The 15829-nt window shown below is 61.2% G+C and carries 12 protein-coding genes; 6 read left to right on the top strand and 6 right to left on the bottom strand.

Going from position 1 to position 15829, the window contains the following annotated elements; genetic code table 11:
- Positions 1–323 precede the first annotated feature (323 nt).
- Positions 324–917: a hypothetical protein gene (locus A0257_17875; GenBank protein ID AMR28778.1), complete on the top strand. Its 594-nt coding sequence runs from the start codon at positions 324–326 to the stop codon at positions 915–917.
- Between the two features lie 287 nt (positions 918–1204).
- Positions 1205–4195, top strand: coding sequence for a glycosyltransferase (locus tag A0257_17870; GenBank protein ID AMR28777.1), 2991 nt, complete (start codon positions 1205–1207; stop codon positions 4193–4195).
- A gap of 208 nt (positions 4196–4403) precedes the next feature.
- Here A0257_17870 and A0257_17865 read toward each other — a convergent pair whose 3' ends face one another.
- Positions 4404–6035, bottom strand: coding sequence for a long-chain fatty acid--CoA ligase (locus A0257_17865; protein ID AMR28776.1), 1632 nt, complete (start codon positions 6033–6035; stop codon positions 4404–4406).
- Between the two features lie 166 nt (positions 6036–6201).
- Between A0257_17865 and A0257_17860 the strand changes: the two genes are divergently transcribed.
- The gene (locus A0257_17860; GenBank protein ID AMR28775.1) at positions 6202–6630 is read left to right on the top strand and encodes a hypothetical protein; all 429 of its coding nucleotides are present in this window, start codon (positions 6202–6204) and stop codon (positions 6628–6630) included.
- 139 nt (positions 6631–6769) lie between these two features.
- Here A0257_17860 and A0257_17855 read toward each other — a convergent pair whose 3' ends face one another.
- The 3 genes from A0257_17855 to A0257_17845 form a co-directional block, all read right to left on the bottom strand.
- Positions 6770–9706, bottom strand: a complete 2937-nt coding sequence (locus A0257_17855; protein ID AMR29836.1) for a serine hydrolase — start codon at positions 9704–9706, stop codon at positions 6770–6772.
- A gap of 363 nt (positions 9707–10069) precedes the next feature.
- On the bottom strand, positions 10070–10759 hold the full coding sequence (locus A0257_17850) for an ATP-binding protein (GenBank protein ID AMR28774.1): 690 nt from the start codon (positions 10757–10759) through the stop codon (positions 10070–10072).
- A 174-nt stretch (positions 10760–10933) separates the two neighbouring features.
- Positions 10934–11887 (bottom strand): hypothetical protein, encoded by a 954-nt coding sequence (locus A0257_17845; GenBank protein ID AMR28773.1) that lies wholly within the window; start codon positions 11885–11887, stop codon positions 10934–10936.
- A gap of 139 nt (positions 11888–12026) precedes the next feature.
- Here A0257_17845 and A0257_17840 point away from each other — a divergent pair, with 139 nt between their 5' ends.
- A complete protein-coding gene (locus tag A0257_17840) occupies positions 12027–12656 on the top strand; it encodes an SAM-dependent methyltransferase (protein AMR29835.1) in 630 nt (209 codons plus the stop codon).
- A gap of 125 nt (positions 12657–12781) precedes the next feature.
- Entirely contained in the window at positions 12782–13642 is an 861-nt protein-coding gene (locus tag A0257_17835) for a 3-deoxy-8-phosphooctulonate synthase (protein AMR28772.1), read from the top strand.
- 47 nt (positions 13643–13689) lie between these two features.
- On the opposite strand, the gene A0257_17830 is transcribed toward A0257_17835, so the two are convergent.
- A complete protein-coding gene (locus tag A0257_17830) occupies positions 13690–14475 on the bottom strand; it encodes an SAM-dependent methyltransferase (GenBank protein AMR28771.1) in 786 nt (261 codons plus the stop codon).
- A gap of 93 nt (positions 14476–14568) precedes the next feature.
- Positions 14569–14955: a Co2+/Mg2+ efflux protein ApaG gene (locus A0257_17825; GenBank protein AMR28770.1), complete on the bottom strand. Its 387-nt coding sequence runs from the start codon at positions 14953–14955 to the stop codon at positions 14569–14571.
- A gap of 127 nt (positions 14956–15082) precedes the next feature.
- Between A0257_17825 and A0257_17820 the strand changes: the two genes are divergently transcribed.
- Positions 15083–15745, top strand: a complete 663-nt coding sequence (locus A0257_17820; protein AMR28769.1) for a uracil-DNA glycosylase — start codon at positions 15083–15085, stop codon at positions 15743–15745.
- Positions 15746–15829 lie beyond the last annotated feature (84 nt).

Genomic DNA, 15829 nt, shown 5'->3' with positions numbered 1-15829 from the left:
AAGAACGTCATTCCGAGCTTGCCGAGGAATCTTGCCCGTAATCGTTCGGGCCGCGTTCAACGACGCGAGCGAGATTCCTCGGCAAGCTCGGAATGACGTTCTTTTTTGCGCTTCTTTCCAGAGCGAAAAATATATTTATCGCCAGGTACCGCATTTTCTCACGCTCCTACCCCCCTTTCGTCCGGTAAAGCGCTGCTTTGGCAGACTTTACTCAGACTCTCAGAAACTTATACTTCGGCACGTCGCTTGTATTTGTAGGTAACCTGCGGATATTCTGCTAACTTGCACGGCCTTTGCGGCTGCGCCCCCTACTTTTCCTCCCCATGCGCCTTGCTACTCGTATTTTATCACTGGCTTTAGCCGCCCTGGCCTTGCTGCCGGCGGCCGTTGGGGCCACTGCTTTTGCCGCCCAGCGCACACCGGGCAGCTCCCTCGCTTTCCTGCCACAGCGCCAGCACACCAGCGGTCATTCTGACCTGGGCTGGACTTCGGAGGCCTACCCCACTATGGGCGAGAGCGCGCATACCGCTTGGACTCTGCCTATGCTGGGCAGCTACGTGGCGATGCCGGTCGCTACTATTACTAAAACAAATATTTATGCCGCGTTGCGTGGCACCCGCGCCCTGCACTCAGTGCTGACTCCCATGCCGCTCCAGGGCTTTAACCCGACCTTGAGCCTGTTTCCGAACCCGGCTCGCGGGCAGCTCACGGTGCAGCTTTCGGCCCAGGTTGGGCCCGACTACAAGCTGCGCCTGAGCAATGTGCTGGGCCGCGAGGTGCGCCTGTTGCCGCTGCCGCTTGCCACCGCCGCCAGCGGCCTACCCCTCGATGTAACCGGCTTGCCGGCCGGGCTGTATTTCTGCTCGCTGCTGGTGAACGACAAGGCCGTGAGCACCAATCGGCTCACGCTGCTGTAAAACTTCAGTTGTCATTGCGAGCGTAACGAAGTGAAGCGCGGCAATCTTTCCTTGTTATTTGGGTTACCAGCCCAACAAGCAGGAAAGATTGCCGCGCTTCACTTCGTTACGCTCGCAATGACAGACGTTTTTATGCGTCAGCCCTACCCCCTCCACGCAACCCTCGGCGGTTGTTGCCTACTTTTGGGGGCTTCTTGCCGAATGGCAATGGTTTAGCTATAACGGAATTTCCCTCTGGTTGGCTGGCGGCTGCTTCTGGCAGTGGCGACCGGCCCTTTTTGTCCCGTATGCGTTCTTTTCAACGGTTGAATAACCTAGTCGGCTGGGTGGTATTTGCCATCGCTGCTGTCGTCTTTATGCTCACGCTGGAGCCCACGGCCTCTTTCTGGGACTGCGGCGAGTTCATTGCCTGCTCCTACAAGCTGCTGGTGCCGCACCCGCCGGGCGCGCCGACCTTCCTCATTTTGGGCCGGTTGATGTCCTTGCTTAGCTTCGGCGATGTAACCAAGGTGCCAGTGCTGGTAAATGCCTTGTCGGGGCTTAGCAGCGCGTTTACGGTGCTGTTCCTGTTCTGGATTATTACCCGCATGGGGCGCAAGTTGTTGGTGGCCCGCACCGAGTTTGAGACCGAAACGCCCGAGCCGACCAGCTACCAAACGCTGCTCATTCTGGGCGCGGGGGTAGTGGGCGCGCTCTCGTTCGCGTTTTCCGACTCGTTCTGGTTCAATGCCGAGGAAGGCGAGGTGTACGCCATGTCATCGCTGTGCACGGCCGCCGTGGTCTGGATAATGATGAAGTGGGAGGAGCACGCCCGCGACGCCGACTCCGATAAGTGGCTCATCCTCATTGCCTACGTCATCGGCCTCAGCATCGGGGTGCACTTGCTGAATTTACTGGCCGTGCCGGCGCTGGCGTTCATCTACTACTACCGCCGCTCGGCCAACCCTACGGTGGTGGGCGGTATTATTACGCTGGTAATCAGTCTCATCATTGTGAGTTCGGTGCTGGTAGGCATCATTCCGGGCCTGCCCACGCTGGCGGGCTGGTTTGAGGTGTTCTTCGTCAATACGCTGGGCCTACCCTTCGATTCGGGCCTGGTTATCTTCCTGCTACTGTTCGTGGCGCTGATTTGGCTGGGCTTTCGGCTCTCGTACCAGCGCCGCAGCCAGCTGCTGAACACGGCCATGCTGTGCTTCACCTTTATCCTCATCGGCTACTCGACTTATCTGATTGTGCCGATTCGCTCGTCGTTTCACCCCACCATCAACGAGAACGACCCCGAGGACGTGCTGAGCTTCGTGAGCTACCTCAAGCGCGAGCAGTACGGCTCGCGGCCCTTGCTCTACGGCCCGCAGTTCAACGCCCAGCCCGACCACTACGAGGAAGGCGCCCCGCGCTACAAGCGCCAGGATGGCCGCTACGTCGAAATCCTGCCCCGCGCCCAGGAGCCCGGCTACAACGACGCCGACAAGATGCTCTTACCCCGCATCTACAGCTACGAACCGGCTCATATTCAGGAGTATAAGAAGTGGGTACCTGACTTGCAGGAGGGCGTGAAGCCCACGATGGGCCAGAACCTGGGCTTCCTGTTCCAGTACCAGATTGGGCACATGTTCTGGCGCTATTTCGGCTGGAACTACATCGGGCGCGAGTCCGATGTGCAGCAGGCGGGCGTGGTGACGCCCTTCAGCCCGCCCAAGAGCACGCTGCCCGACCGCATCGGCGGCAGCTTCGCGCACAATAATTTTTACGCCATTCCCTTCATTCTGGGCCTTATTGGCTTGTTTGTGCAGATTCGGCGGCGCGGGCACGACGCGCTTATCGTGGGCCTGCTGTTCCTGTTCACGGGCATCGCTATTGTGGTGTACCTCAACCAGCCGCCGCTGGAGCCGCGCGAGCGTGACTACACCTTCTGCGGGGCCACGTTTGCGTTTGCCATCTGGATTGGCCTGGGCGTGATTGGGCTGGGCCAGGTACTGGCCTCGGTACTTCGGGCCGAGAATACCCGCGCCACCGTGGCCATCTTGCTGGGCCTGATTTCGCCGACGATTCTGGTGGCGCAGGGCTGGGACGACCACAACCGCACCGACCGCTTCAACTCGGTGGACTCGGCCCGCAACCTGCTCAATAGCTGCGCGCCGAACGCCATCCTGTTCACCAACGGCGACAACGACACTTTCCCGCTCTGGTACATTCAGGAGGTGGAAGGCGTGCGCACCGACGTGCGCGTGGCCGTGCTCTCGTACCTGAACACCGACTGGTACATTCAGCAGATGAAGCGCCGCGCCTACCTCTCGCAGCCGGTGCCCATCTCGATGAGCGACGCGACCTACGCGCAAGGCAACAACGACATGCTGCCCTTCTCGCCCAACCCGGCCGTGGACAGCCTCGACCTCAAGCAGTTCATCAGCCTCGTGGGCCAGGGTAGCCCGCTGCTGAAATACACCGAAGGCAACTACTCGACCATGACCTTCCCTACCCCCAAGTTTTATTTGAACGTGGATACGACGGCGGTGAAAGCGCTGGGTATCATCCCGAAAGACCGCCAGCACCAGCTTGTGAGCCACCTGGAATGGAGCATGGGCAAGCGCGCCATCGAGAAGAAAAACCTGGTGATTCTGGACATGATTGCCACCAACAACTGGAAGCGGCCCATTTATTTCAGCTCCACGGTGGCCCCGGCAGACTACATGAACCTGCAGCCCTACTTCCAGCTCGAAGGCATGGCCTACCGCCTGCTGCCGCTACGCGACCCGCACTACGACCGCCGCGCCGACGAGGGCTACGTGGAGAAATCCATCTGCTATGATGACCTGATGAACAAATTCCGGTACCGCGGCCTCGACAACGCCAGCGTGTTCTACGACGAAAACAACCTGCGTTTCCCGGCCAACTACCGCGATAAATTTGCCCGCCTCGCCAATGCCTACGTGGCCGCCGGCGACCTGGCCAAGGCCAAGGAAGTAGCCAACAAATGCCTGGCCGTGATGCCCGACAGCGCGGTGCCCTTCGACTACTACACGCCGCAGCTGGTGCCGGTGCTCTACGCCGTGGGCGAAAAGGACAAGGCCAACGCCATCCTGGACAAGCTCACGACCCGCAGCATCAACATCCTGAGCTACTACCAGACCCACGACGGCGCGCTGTTTGACGACTCGCAGCGCGGCTACCTGCTCACCCTGCAGAGCGTGTACCAGGCGGCGGCTCAAGTCCACGACGAGGCCCGCGCCAAGAAAGCCTACGAGGTGCTCGCGCCTTATTTGCAGGAGCGGCAGTAGGGTTTCGGATTTTATAAAAAAGCCCCGCTGGTTGACGCCAGCGGGGCTTTTTATTTTTAATAATCGGGCAAAAACAATCGGGCAAACAGAACGTCATTCCGAGCTTGCCGAGGAATCTCGCTCGCACCGTTGAACGATACCCGAACGGCGCGAGCGAGATTCCTCGGCAAGCTCGGAATGACGTTCTTCTGGCACCAGTTTACTCTTCTCAGCCCTTCAACTCGTAGCCCGCAAAGTCCTTGCGCAGCTGCGTTTTGAGCAGCTTGCCGGTGGCAGTGTGGGGTAGGGAAGCCACGAATTCCACGGCGTCGGGCCGCCACCAGGGGGCGATTTTACCGTCCAAAAAGGCCAGTAATTCTTCGCCGGTTACCTCGTGGCCGGGCTTGCGCACGGCTACCAGCAGTGGGCGCTCGCTCCACTTGGGGTGCGGCACGCCAATAACGGCGGCCTCGGCGATGCCGGGGTGGGCGATGGCCAGGTTTTCGAGGTCAATGCTCGAAATCCATTCGCCGCCCGACTTTATCACGTCCTTCGAGCGGTCGGTGATGTTGAGGAAGCCTTCGGGGTCGATGGTGCCCACATCGCCGGTGCGAAACCAGCCATCGGCGGTGAGCTGGCCGGGGGTAGGCGAGCCGAAATAGTCACTCACCACAAACGGCCCGCGCACCAGCAGGTCGCCAAAGGCCACGCCGTCGTGCGGCAGCGGCTGGCCCTCGCCGTCCACGATTTCCATGTCGATGCCAAAAATGACGCGGCCCTGCTTGATTTTATAGAAGAACCGCGCCTCCTCAGGCAGCTCCAGCTGGCTGGCCTTGAGGGTGCTAACAGTGCCCAGCGGCGAGGTTTCGGACATGCCCCAGGCGTGCCGAATCTCTACCCCCAGCTCTTCGTCGAAGGCCCGCAGCAGGGCCGGCGGGCACGACGCGCCGCCCACTATCATCTTGCGCAGCGTGGAAAACCGGCGCTGGCCCTCGCGCATGTAGGTCAGCAGCCCAAACCAGATGGTGGGCACGCCAGCCGAGAACGTAACCTTCTCGCTTTCAAATAATTCATATAAGCTGGCCGCGTCGAGCGCGGGGCCGGGCAGCACCAGCTTGCAGCCGTTGAGCGCCGCCAGGTAGGGCACGCCCCAGGCATTGACGTGGAACATGGGCACGACGGGCAAAATCACGTCGCGCGCGCCGCAATTGAAGCAGTCGGGCAGCGAGGCGGCGTAGCTGTGCAGCAGCGTGGAGCGGTGCGAGTAGAGCACGCCCTTGGGCTCGTCGGTGGTGCCGGAGGTGTAGCAGAGCGACGAAGCCGTGTTTTCATCGAAGACCGGCCACTCAAAATCAGTGCTTTCAGCAGCCAGCAGACTTTCGTAGCTGGCCAAGCCGGGCAGGGCCGAGTCGGCGGGCAGGTGTTCGGGGCCGGTCATCAGAATCCATTTCTCAACGGTAGGGCAGTGCGGCGCCAGCTTATTAACGAGGGGTAGGAAGGTGCTATCGAAGAACAGCAGCCGGTCCTGGGCGTGGTTGATAATGTACACCAACTGCTCAAAAAACAGCCGCGGATTGATGGTGTGGCACACCGCCGCGAGGCCCGAGATGCCGTAGTACAGTTCGAAATGCCGGTGCGTATTCCAAGCCAGCGTGCCCACCCGGTCGCCTTCTTTTATACCCAGGCGCCTGAGAGCATTGGCCAGCTGCTTGGCGCGCTGGTGGGCGGCGGCGTAGGTGTAGCGGTGCAGCGGGCCGCCCTCGGGCAGGCGCGACACGATTTCGGTGGTGCCGTGCCATTTGGCGGCGTGTTCAATCAGCCCCGCGATGCGCAGGGGCGTTTGCATCATTAGTCCGAGCATAAGCGGGGGGTAGGGTAGGAATTAAGATAGTGTCCGGAAGATAGGGGCCAGGGGCTGCCCGGCCCTACCCCCCACGCTTCTTTTAAAGCCAACCGAACACTTCGCGCGCGCCATTCGTTAGGCCAGCTAAAAAGCACCTGCCTGGTCCACCAGGAATACCGTTTTCATGCCCGACCAGTACGCCGCTTCCGAACACCTTGAAATAAGCTATCAGCCCGATTTTCGGGTATTGGTGGGCCGCTGGCTCCGCCCCGTTATGGAGGCCGAAGCCCTTCGTGACTACGTCGACCTGCTGGCCGCCGCCCGGCACTTCGAGGCCCACTATTGGCTGCTCGACATCCGGCGGCGTGGCCGCAGCGCGGACCCTACCCTAGCTTGGTTGCTTAATACCTACTACGACCAGGCGGTGCGCGAGCTGGGCGCACCCGTGCGCCTGGTATATTTTATGGCCCCCGGCCTGCGCCAGGAGTTTCAGCAGGATGGCCTCGTGCCCGAGCCTACTGACTATGCCCACCACGAGCCCTTCCGCATGAACCAGTGCATCACCGAAGCTGAGGCCATGAGTTGGCTGATGGCCGAGCAGGCGAGGGGGTAGGAATTTTTCGCGCAGTGTTGCAGGGTATTATACTCGTTATGAAGTAAACTGCCAGAAAGAACGTCCTTGCGAGCTTGCCGAGGAATCTCGCTCGCCTCGTTGAACGAAGCCCGAACGACTGCGCGAAAAATTCCTACCCCTATCGCAGCGCTTCAATCGCCACCTGCTGAATCTGGGTCCGCACATTCAGTTCACTCAGCTTATTGTTGCGCCGCGAGGGATTGACGCGGTTGGTGAGCACGATGACCACCAATTCCCGTTCGGGGTCAACCCAGAAATACGTGCCCGTGAAGCCCGAATGCCCGAAGCTGCCCGCCGAAGCGCCCGGCGCGGTGTTGCCGGCGGCCGGGCTGGCGGGCCGGTCAAAGGCCAGCGCGCGCCGGTTGCCGGCCGACTGCTGGCGCGTCCAGTCAGCCAGAATTTCCCGGCTGAAAAGCTGCTGGCCGCCGTAACGCCCGCCCCAGGCGTAGGCCTGCGCCAGCTGCGCCACGTCGTTGGCGGAGCCAAAAAGGCCCGCGTGGCCCGAGATGCCGCCCAGCAGCGCCGCGCCCTCGTCATCGACGAAGCCGTGCAGCAGCTGGTGCCGAAAAAGCGAGTCGTACTCCGTGGGCACGATGCGGCGCAATGGCGCGTGGTGCAGCGGCTGAAAGTGCAGCCCCGAGCCCAGCGGCCGGTACACTTCCTTCGCCAAAAACTGCTCAAAAGGCTGCCCCGTGCGCCGCCGCACCAGTTCGGGGTAGAGGTAAAAAGACAAATCCGAATACACGTAACCCGGCTTGGCGTTGAGCGGCGCGGCCCCGATTTTTTGGTAGATATACTGGGGCAGCCGACGACTTCCCCACAGCCCGCGCGCCACCGGCAGCGGAAAGCGCCGCGACGAATCGGCCCGAAACCAGCGCCGCCGCAGGCTGCCATCAGCCTTGGCAAAGGCTTTCCAGAACGGAATCCAGGCGGGCAGGCCGGCCTGGTGGGCCAGCACGTCGCGCAGCTTCAAGCTAGCCTTATTGGTCTTTTTCAGGAAGGGAAAAAACTGCCCTAGCGTGCTATTAGGGCTGAATTTGCCCTGCTCCTGCAGCTTAAGCAGCGCGGGCGTGGCGGCCAGCACTTTGGTGAGCGAGGCGAGGTCGTAGAGGTCGGTGTTTTGCACTGGCCGGGGACCGGCGGCGGGCAGCGCGCGGGGCGCGGCCGCCACGCTGGCGGCTTGCGCGCCGGGCTCGCTGGCCATGCTGCTTGCGGCTAGTAAGGCAGCTTTCCCCGCTGGCGGGGGGGTAGGGGCTGGCCCAGCCCCGGCGTATTGCTGGTAGCCGTAGCTTTTGCGTAGCACCACTACCCCGCGCCGGGCAATGAGCACCTGCCCGCCGGGCGTGGCCCCGGCCGCCAGCGCCTGCCGCATAATGCTGTCCACCCGCGCCTCCAGGCGGTTGTTCATGCCCGTATCCTCAGGGTGGGCATAGGCCAGGCGTAGGCCGGGCTGGGTTGTCAGGCCGAAGCCAGCGGGCAGGCTATTCGCCGCGGTCACGGGCAATTTACCAACGGCCCCTACCCCTCCAAAAATGAGCTGCGCCGCCAGCTGCTGCGCGTCGGGGCTTTCCTGGTAAGCCATGACCACGGCGCTGGCCCGGTCAAAGTCGCGCACCTTGGCCGCTGCATAGGCCGAGCCGAAGATGCTCAGAATCACCCGCTGGCCGGGCTTGGTCAGCTCGCGTAGCAGCACGTTGGCCTCGGGCGCGATGCCGAAGTTGGTGGCGGGCAGGCGGCCCAGGTTTTGCAGCGCCACCAGCACCACATCGTAGCCAAAAAGCCGGGCGCGCATGTCGGTCAGCTCATCGAGGGTAGGCGCGGCCGGCAGGTGAAAGTGCGCCACCTGGGCGTCGTAATCCGTCACGGCGCGCTGAAATTCCGTGGTGTCGGCCGGCTCGCCGCCCAGCACCAGGGTTGCGAGGCGCAACGTATCGAGGCGCTGCAAGGGCAGGAAATCCCGCTGGTTGCGCAGCAGCGTGAGGCTGCGCGCGGTGAGGCGGTGGGCCAGGTAGCGGGCGTGCGGCGGGTTGAGGTCGGCAAACAGGTTTTGCTCCGCGATGGGTTGGTAATGGCGCAGGCCGGCCCACTGCTTGAGCGCCAGCACGCGCCGGCAGCTTTCATCAATGCGCGCCTGCGAAATGCGCCCGCTGTCTACGGCGGCCAGCACGCTGGTGAGGGCCAGCGGCACGTTTTTGCTGAACTCCAGCACGTCGTTGCCGGCCAGCAGCGCGCGCACCTCGGCCTCGCCGGGCGGCACCAGGTTGGTGAGGCCCTTCATGTTCATGGCATCGGTAAACACTACCCCCCGAAAACCCAGCTGCTGGCGCAGCAAGCCCGTCACGATGGGCTTCGACAAGGTGCTGGGGCCGCGCACGGTATCGAGGGCCGACACGTTGAGGTGAGCCACCATTATGCCGCCTATTCCGTTGGCAATCATGCTTTTGAAGGGCGGCAGCTCCAGCGTATCGAGGCGCTGGCGGTCCACGCGCACCACCGGCAGGCCCAGGTGCGAGTCAGCATCCACGTCGCCGTGGCCGGGAAAGTGCTTGGCCACGGCCAGCACGCCCGCGTGCTGCATCCCGCGCATGTAGAGGCGGCTCAGGCGCGCCACGGCGGCCGGGTTTTCGCCCCACGAGCGGAAGCCGATTACCGGGTTATTAGGGTTGTTATTAACATCCACCACGGGCGCAAAATTGACTTGCATGCCCAGCCGCCGAAACTGCCGCGCCACCTCGCGGCCCATGTCATAAATCAGCAGCGAGTCGGCCACCGGGGCCGCGCCCAACGTCATCTGGTACGGGAATTTCAGCACGCTGTCGAGGCGCATGCCCGCGCCCCACTCGCCATCCATCGCCACCAGCAGCGGCACTCGGCTTTCGCGCTGAAAACGGTTCAGCAGCCGCGTTTGCCGCACCGGCCCACCCTGAAAATATATCAGCCCGCCAATGCCATAGTCGCGTATCAGCGTCGAAATCGAGTCCTGGTAAATAGCGGGTTTGTTGGAATATGCGGCCAGCATGAAAAGCTGCGCCACCCGCTGCCGGGGCGTGAGCACGCGCATCAGGCTATCGACCCAGCTTGAGTGCAGGTAGCGCAAAAATGCGGGTGCCTGCCCCGCTTCGGCCTTTTTAGGGGGGGTAGGGGCCGCGTGGCGCAAGTGCGGCCGAGCAGCCGGGCGGCGCTGGGCCGGGGCCAGCAGCGGGGCCGACAGCAACAGCAGCAGCCACAGGTATTTTTTAGTGAGCAAGCGAAGGAGAAATGAAAGGAAGGGCTGCAAAGTCGCCCGAAATGTAGGGTAGCAGATGTGCGGTAAGCTTTAGCTTGCCGTGAAGCAGCCCGCAAATTTGGCTTTTGCTTTTAAAAAACGGCAAGCTAAAGCTTACCGCACATTTCCCTTCACGGCAAGCTAAAGCCTACCCTACACTGCTAATAAATCCTGGTACCAGAAGGCCGGGCTATCCGCAACCGGCGCATATAAGCGGCGCACCAGTTCGCCTTTCTCAAACGGAATGGGCGCGCTGAAATACGGCGCGTCGAACACAAAGCTGTGGTATTCGCCGTTTTCGCCGCAGGGGTCCACACCGGGCGGCAGGTCGCGCAAAAAATCGGCATCGAGCAGCCGGCCGCAGAAGCTGGCGTCGAGCCAGCGCTCGTTCACGCACACGGTTATCGCTTGAAAACCCAAGTCCAGAAACTCGCGCAACAACTCGGCACCCGGCCGCTGCCACAGCGGAAACTCGCCGCGCAGCCCCGCCCGCGTCAGCTGCTGCTCGCGGTAGGCCCGCAGGTCTTCCAGAAAAATATCACCGTAAAAAGCAGCCTCCACGCCCTGCGCCCGCAGGCCGGCCAGCGTTGCTTGCTGCGCCTGGTCGTACTCCACCATCGAGGGCGTTTCGGGCAGGCGCAACTGGGTGAGGGACAGGCCAATGCGTGCCGCCTGCGCTTCGAGCAGTGCCACCCGCACGCCGTGCATCGACACGCGCTCGTAGTGGGCGTTCACGCTCGTGAGCAGATGCGCTACGTGATAGCGCGGGTCGCGCCGGGCGTGGTGCAGGGCCAGGGCCGAGTCTTTGCCGCCGCTCCAGCTCAACAGCGCTTGGGCGGGCATAATAGGGGGTAGGGGCTTGTCAGGAATACGAAACGGTTAAAAAAGAACGTCATGCTGAGCTTGTCGAAGCATCTTGCCAGCGCCGTCAGGTTAGCAACCAAACTGGGCGAGCGAGATGCTTCGACAAGCTCAGCATGACGTTCTTTATTAGTACAACTAAACTACTAACGCGCTTTATTTCAGCGTGAAAGTAGTCTTGCCCATCAACGCGCCACCTTCGTACAGCTCGACCGTGTGCTGGCCGATTTTGTAGTCGCTGCCCTTGGCATACACGAAGTTGAGCGCCTGCTTGGTGTTGTCAAACACCACGTCCTGCTTCATGGTGTAGAAAGCTTCCTGGCCATCCACGGTGAAGGTGCCGCCGCCCGTGCTCAGGTTGTAGAGGGCTGCGCCGTCGGGCTCCAGAATGCGCATGTAAATGGTTTTGGTGTCCTTGGGCGTCACGTCGTTGCGGCCCAGGCTGAACGTCACCTTCACGCGGTCCACCTTGCGGGCCTTAAACTCCTCCTTGGCGTCGTCCTTCTCCTTGTCGCGCTTGTTGAGCACGCTCACGTGAATGTTGCTGGCCTGCACGCGCGAGGCCGTCGTCACTTTATCGCTCAGGTCGCGGTTAGATTTGGCGATGGTGCTGATGGTATCGGTCAGCTTGTTTTGCCGCTCCTTCAGGGTCGTAGTCTCGGTGTACAGATTTTCGTTCGACTTTTTCAAATCGGCAATCTGCTCATCCTTTTTCTTGAGCTGACTCTCCAGATTGAGGGCGCGCTGCTTGAAAATCTGCTGTTGCGCCAGCGAAAACGAACCCGCCTTAAACGAGCGCAGCTTCAGCAAATCGGCATTGATGCCGGAAATGCGGGCATTGAGCGAGTCGTTGCTCAGGCCCAGCTTTTGCAGGTCCTGGCTCTGGCGCTCATAGCTGGATTTCAAATCTTCGTACTCCTTTATCTGCGCTTGCAGCTTGGTGTCTTTCGCTTGCACTTGCGTGGTAAGCTGCTCATTTTCAGTCTTTTTCTGCGAATTCAGGTAAAATAGCACCCCGTTGATGCCCAGCAGCACGAGCACGAGGGCGACCCACAAAAGTACGCGGCTGTTGTTTTGACGGGGTTCGGGATATTCCTGTTTAGGCTCCATAAAAAAGGGGGGCTGAGTGGATGAAGTGGCAGAATGCAAAGCTGCTAACCAGGGCCGGCCTGGTCGCTACTTACCTTTGCCGCGGGTAAAAATAGGCGAAATTTCCAATCGGCTGCGGCTCTCTTTATACTTGGCTCCTGTGCAAACGGTTTTCCCGCCCTTCGATGCGGCCTATTGGCAGGCCCGCTACGCCACCCCCGGCCGCGCCAGCTGGGACGCTGGCCGCCCTACCCCTCCCCTGCGCGCCTACTTCGACCAACTGCCTGTAGCTCAGCAGCCCCGCATCCTGATTCCGGGGGCCGGCCGGGCCTACGAGGCCGAATATTTGCACCGCCTGGGCTTCCGCAATGTGGTGGTAGCCGACCTGGCCCCCGAGCCCCTGGCGGCGCTGGCCGCCCGCGTGCCCGACTTTCCCAAAGAAAACCTCTGGCTAGCCGATTTCTTCGCCCTACCCCCCACCAAAACCTTTGACCTGCTCATCGAACAAACGTTTTTCTGCGCCCTCGACCCGAGCCTGCGCCCCGCCTACGCCCGGCAGTGCGCCGCGCTGCTGCGGCCCGGCGGCAAGCTAGTGGGCCTGCTCTTCGACACTGAGTTTCCCAACGCCGCCGAGCCGCCCTTCGGCGGCAGCCGCGAAGAATACCGGGCTTATTTCGCGCCGTATTTTGAGTTCGTGCATTTCGAAACGGCGTATAACTCGCTGACGGCCCGCGCCGGCCGCGAGCTGTTTATTTGCCTGCGAAAACCTGTTACTAATCTTTTAACTTAAAAAGAACGTCATGCTGAGCTTGCCGAAGCATCTCGCTTGCAACACTAATTTAATCGTCCAACGATGCGAGCGAGATGCTTCGACAAGCTCAGCATGACGTTCTTTTTTTAACTACTCATCTACCCATGCTCACCTCCCTCGCCCAGGCCCTACCCCACTTCCGCAACACCAACTCGGGCCAGTTTTTTTTGATGGCCGGGCCCTGCGTTATCGAGGGCGAAGACATGGCCCTGCGCATTGCCGAACGCATCAAGCACATCACCGATAAACTCCAGATTCCCTACATTTTCAAGGGCTCATACCGCAAGGCCAACCGCTCGCGGCTCGACTCGTTCACGGGCATTGGCGACGAAACGGCGCTGCGCATTCTGCAAAAAGTGGGGCGCGAAATCGGCGTGCCTACCGTCACGGATATTCACGAATCGGATGAGGCCGCGCTGGCCGCCGAGTACGTGGACGTGCTGCAAATTCCGGCCTTCCTCTGCCGCCAGACCGAGCTGCTGGTAGCCGCCGCCAAAACCGGCAAGGTGGTGAATATCAAGAAGGGCCAGTTTCTCAATGGCGAGGCCATGCGCTGGGCACTGGACAAGGTGCAGGGTGCCGGCAACCCGCACGTCATCCTTACCGACCGCGGCAACTCGTTTGGCTACAGCGACTTAGTAGTGGACTTCCGCAACCTGCCCACCATGCGCAGCTTCGGCGTGCCCGTGGTGATGGACGTGACGCACTCCTTGCAGCAGCCCAACCAGGCCAGCGGCGTGACGGGTGGCCAGCCCGCCCTCATCGAAACCATCGCCAAGGCCGCCATCGCCGTGGGCGCTGACGGCCTGTTCATCGAAACGCACCCGACCCCCGCCACCGCCCTCTCCGACGGGGCCAACATGCTGCCCCTCGACCAACTCGAAGCCCTGCTTCAACGCCTCACCCGCGTGCGCGAGGCTGTGCGCCCCAGCGGCGACATTGAGCTTAACGGGCTGGATGCGTAACACAAAGTGCTATTTCAGCTTCCACCGATGCTACCAAGCACTTGTGGTCAATACCGCAGCCAGAAATCCTGGCGGGGCTGCTTTCTGAAAAATACCAGCCCCACGTAGAATAAATCGACCGTCACCGTCACGGCCGGATGAGCCTTAATGGCGGCCCACGCCTGCTCCATCTCGGCCGACCAATGGATATCATCCAGCACGAACACGCTGTTTTCGTGGGCCTTAGCCAAGCACGCTTCGAAGTAGCGTAGCGTAGGCTCGTAGCGGTGGTTGCCGTCGAAAAACACGAAATCGAGCGGCTTATCCAAGTCGGCCAGCGTGGCGGGTAGCGTCTGGTCGAGGTTGCCTTCCACTAGGCGCACGTTCTTGATTTTCAGCTGCTCAAACGTTTCGCGGGCCACGGCGGCCGTGTTGGGACAGCCCTCGAAAGTGATGACCTGACTGCGCGAGCTGGCCAGCGCCAGGTAGGCCGTGGTGAGGCCCAGCGAGGTGCCCAGCTCTAAAATAGTGGCGGGCTGAAAGTGGTTGACCAGCCGAAACAGCAGCTGCGCCAGGCGCGGTGACTTGGCCGCGTGGCGCGCAATGTCGCGCACCGCCCGGCGGCGCCCGCCGGCCCCGGCCACCTGCGAGCCGGCCCCGAAATCAGTAACTTCCAGCACCTGGTCGCTGGCCAGCAGCTCCTGCCTTCGCTTCTCAACGAGGGGGTAGGCGCGAAATTCGCCGTCGTGGCGAATAACGGTAGTGTAGAGCCCAAACACGAAGGGCGAATGCAGCCCATGAGCATTGCCCGAGCGCAACAGCCAGTGGCGAAGGTAAGCGAGTAGTTGGTGCATAGATTTGGTGCCTGGTGCGTAGTGCCTGGTGCTTGGGATTATGGTTCGATTGAACGACCCAAGCACCAGGCACTACGCACCAGGCACCAACTCCTAGTTCATCCGAAACGGCACCATGAGAGTAAATTCGGGAATATTGACCCGAAAATGCTCGCCGTTGGCCACGCGCTCCATAAGGTAGGTGCCGCGCATTTTCCCTACCCCCGACTTTAAGTTGCAACCGCTCATATACTGGTGGGCCTCGCCGGGCTCCAGCACGGGCTGGCGGCCTACCACGCCCTCGCCCTCCACTTCGCGCTGGCCGGTATTGACATCGGAAATGTACCAGTGCCGCCGCAAAAGCTTGATGGTAAACTCGCTATCATTTCGAATATCAATGCGATAAGCAAATACGAAGTGCTCCTGAGCGGGGCTGGAGTAATCGGGCAGGTAATTGGTCGTAACCGTAACGGTTACGCCTTGCGTAGTGGTAGTTGGCATAGCGGCGGCCGGCGAAATTACGTTCGCGGGGCAACAGTGGCCCCGCGAGTTTGGTTTTGAGGCCTCAACGCGAGGCTTCGTGGTTTAGTTGTTAGCTACTTTTTTCCATTTCCTACTTTTCTTTCTCATGGTCAAAATTGCCGAAAGCTGGCGGCCGGTGCTCGCCGCCGAATTTGAAAAACCCTATTTTCAAAAGCTCACGGCCTGGGTGCGGGGCGAATATGCCACCACCACCGTGTACCCGCTGGGCTCGCAAATCTTTCATGCCTTCGACGCGTGCCCATTTGAGGAAGTGAAAGTGGTTATCCTGGGACAAGACCCTTACCACGGCAAAAATCAGGCCCACGGCTTGGCTTTTTCGGTGAATGAGGGCGTGCGCACCCCGCCGTCGCTGCAAAATATTTTTAAAGAGCTGCAAGATGACCTGCCCGGCACGCCCGCGCCCGCCAACGGCAACCTCGACCGCTGGGCTCAGCAGGGCGTTTTACTGCTGAATGCTACCCTCACGGTGCGGGCCGCTACCCCCGGCTCGCACCAGAAAAAAGGCTGGGAAGAATTCACGGATGAAGTTATCCGGCGGGTGTCGGCGGGCCGGCCGCACGTGGTTTTTATCTTGTGGGGAGCCTATGCGCAGAAGAAAGAAGAACTGATTGACGCCAGTAAGCACCTGATTTTGAAGGCCGCCCACCCTTCGCCCTACTCCGCCGACCGCGGCTTTTTCGGCTCCAAGCCTTTCAGCCAGGCCAATGCGTGGTTGGAGAAGCACGGCGAGCAGCCGGTTGGGTGGTAAGTAGCACGGACTTTCCAGTTCGTGCGCGAGCGCAGCGAACATCGTCGTTCGCCCCGCGTGGTGCCGCCTGCTCGCTGCGTTCGC

Source organism: Hymenobacter psoromatis (assembly GCA_001596155.1).
Lineage (GTDB): Bacteria > Bacteroidota > Bacteroidia > Cytophagales > Hymenobacteraceae > Hymenobacter.
The sequence above is the reverse complement of the archived record's forward strand: the minus strand, read 5'-3'. Positions and strand labels throughout refer to the sequence as shown.

Bases quoted from the DNA above. Each gene is read 5' to 3' on its own strand.
- A0257_17875 (AMR28778.1), top strand. From the start codon at position 324: ATGCGCCTTGCTACTCGTATTTTATCACTGGCTTTAGCCGCCCTGGCC.
- A0257_17870 (AMR28777.1), top strand. From the start codon at position 1,205: ATGCGTTCTTTTCAACGGTTGAATAACCTAGTCGGCTGGGTGGTATTT.
- A0257_17865 (AMR28776.1), bottom strand. From the start codon at position 6,035: ATGCTCGGACTAATGATGCAAACGCCCCTGCGCATCGCGGGGCTGATT.
- A0257_17860 (AMR28775.1), top strand. From the start codon at position 6,202: ATGCCCGACCAGTACGCCGCTTCCGAACACCTTGAAATAAGCTATCAG.
- A0257_17850 (AMR28774.1), bottom strand. From the start codon at position 10,759: ATGCCCGCCCAAGCGCTGTTGAGCTGGAGCGGCGGCAAAGACTCGGCC.
- A0257_17845 (AMR28773.1), bottom strand. From the start codon at position 11,887: ATGGAGCCTAAACAGGAATATCCCGAACCCCGTCAAAACAACAGCCGC.
- A0257_17835 (AMR28772.1), top strand. From the start codon at position 12,782: ATGCTCACCTCCCTCGCCCAGGCCCTACCCCACTTCCGCAACACCAAC.
- A0257_17830 (AMR28771.1), bottom strand. From the start codon at position 14,475: ATGCACCAACTACTCGCTTACCTTCGCCACTGGCTGTTGCGCTCGGGC.
- A0257_17825 (AMR28770.1), bottom strand. From the start codon at position 14,955: ATGCCAACTACCACTACGCAAGGCGTAACCGTTACGGTTACGACCAAT.
- A0257_17820 (AMR28769.1), top strand. From the start codon at position 15,083: ATGGTCAAAATTGCCGAAAGCTGGCGGCCGGTGCTCGCCGCCGAATTT.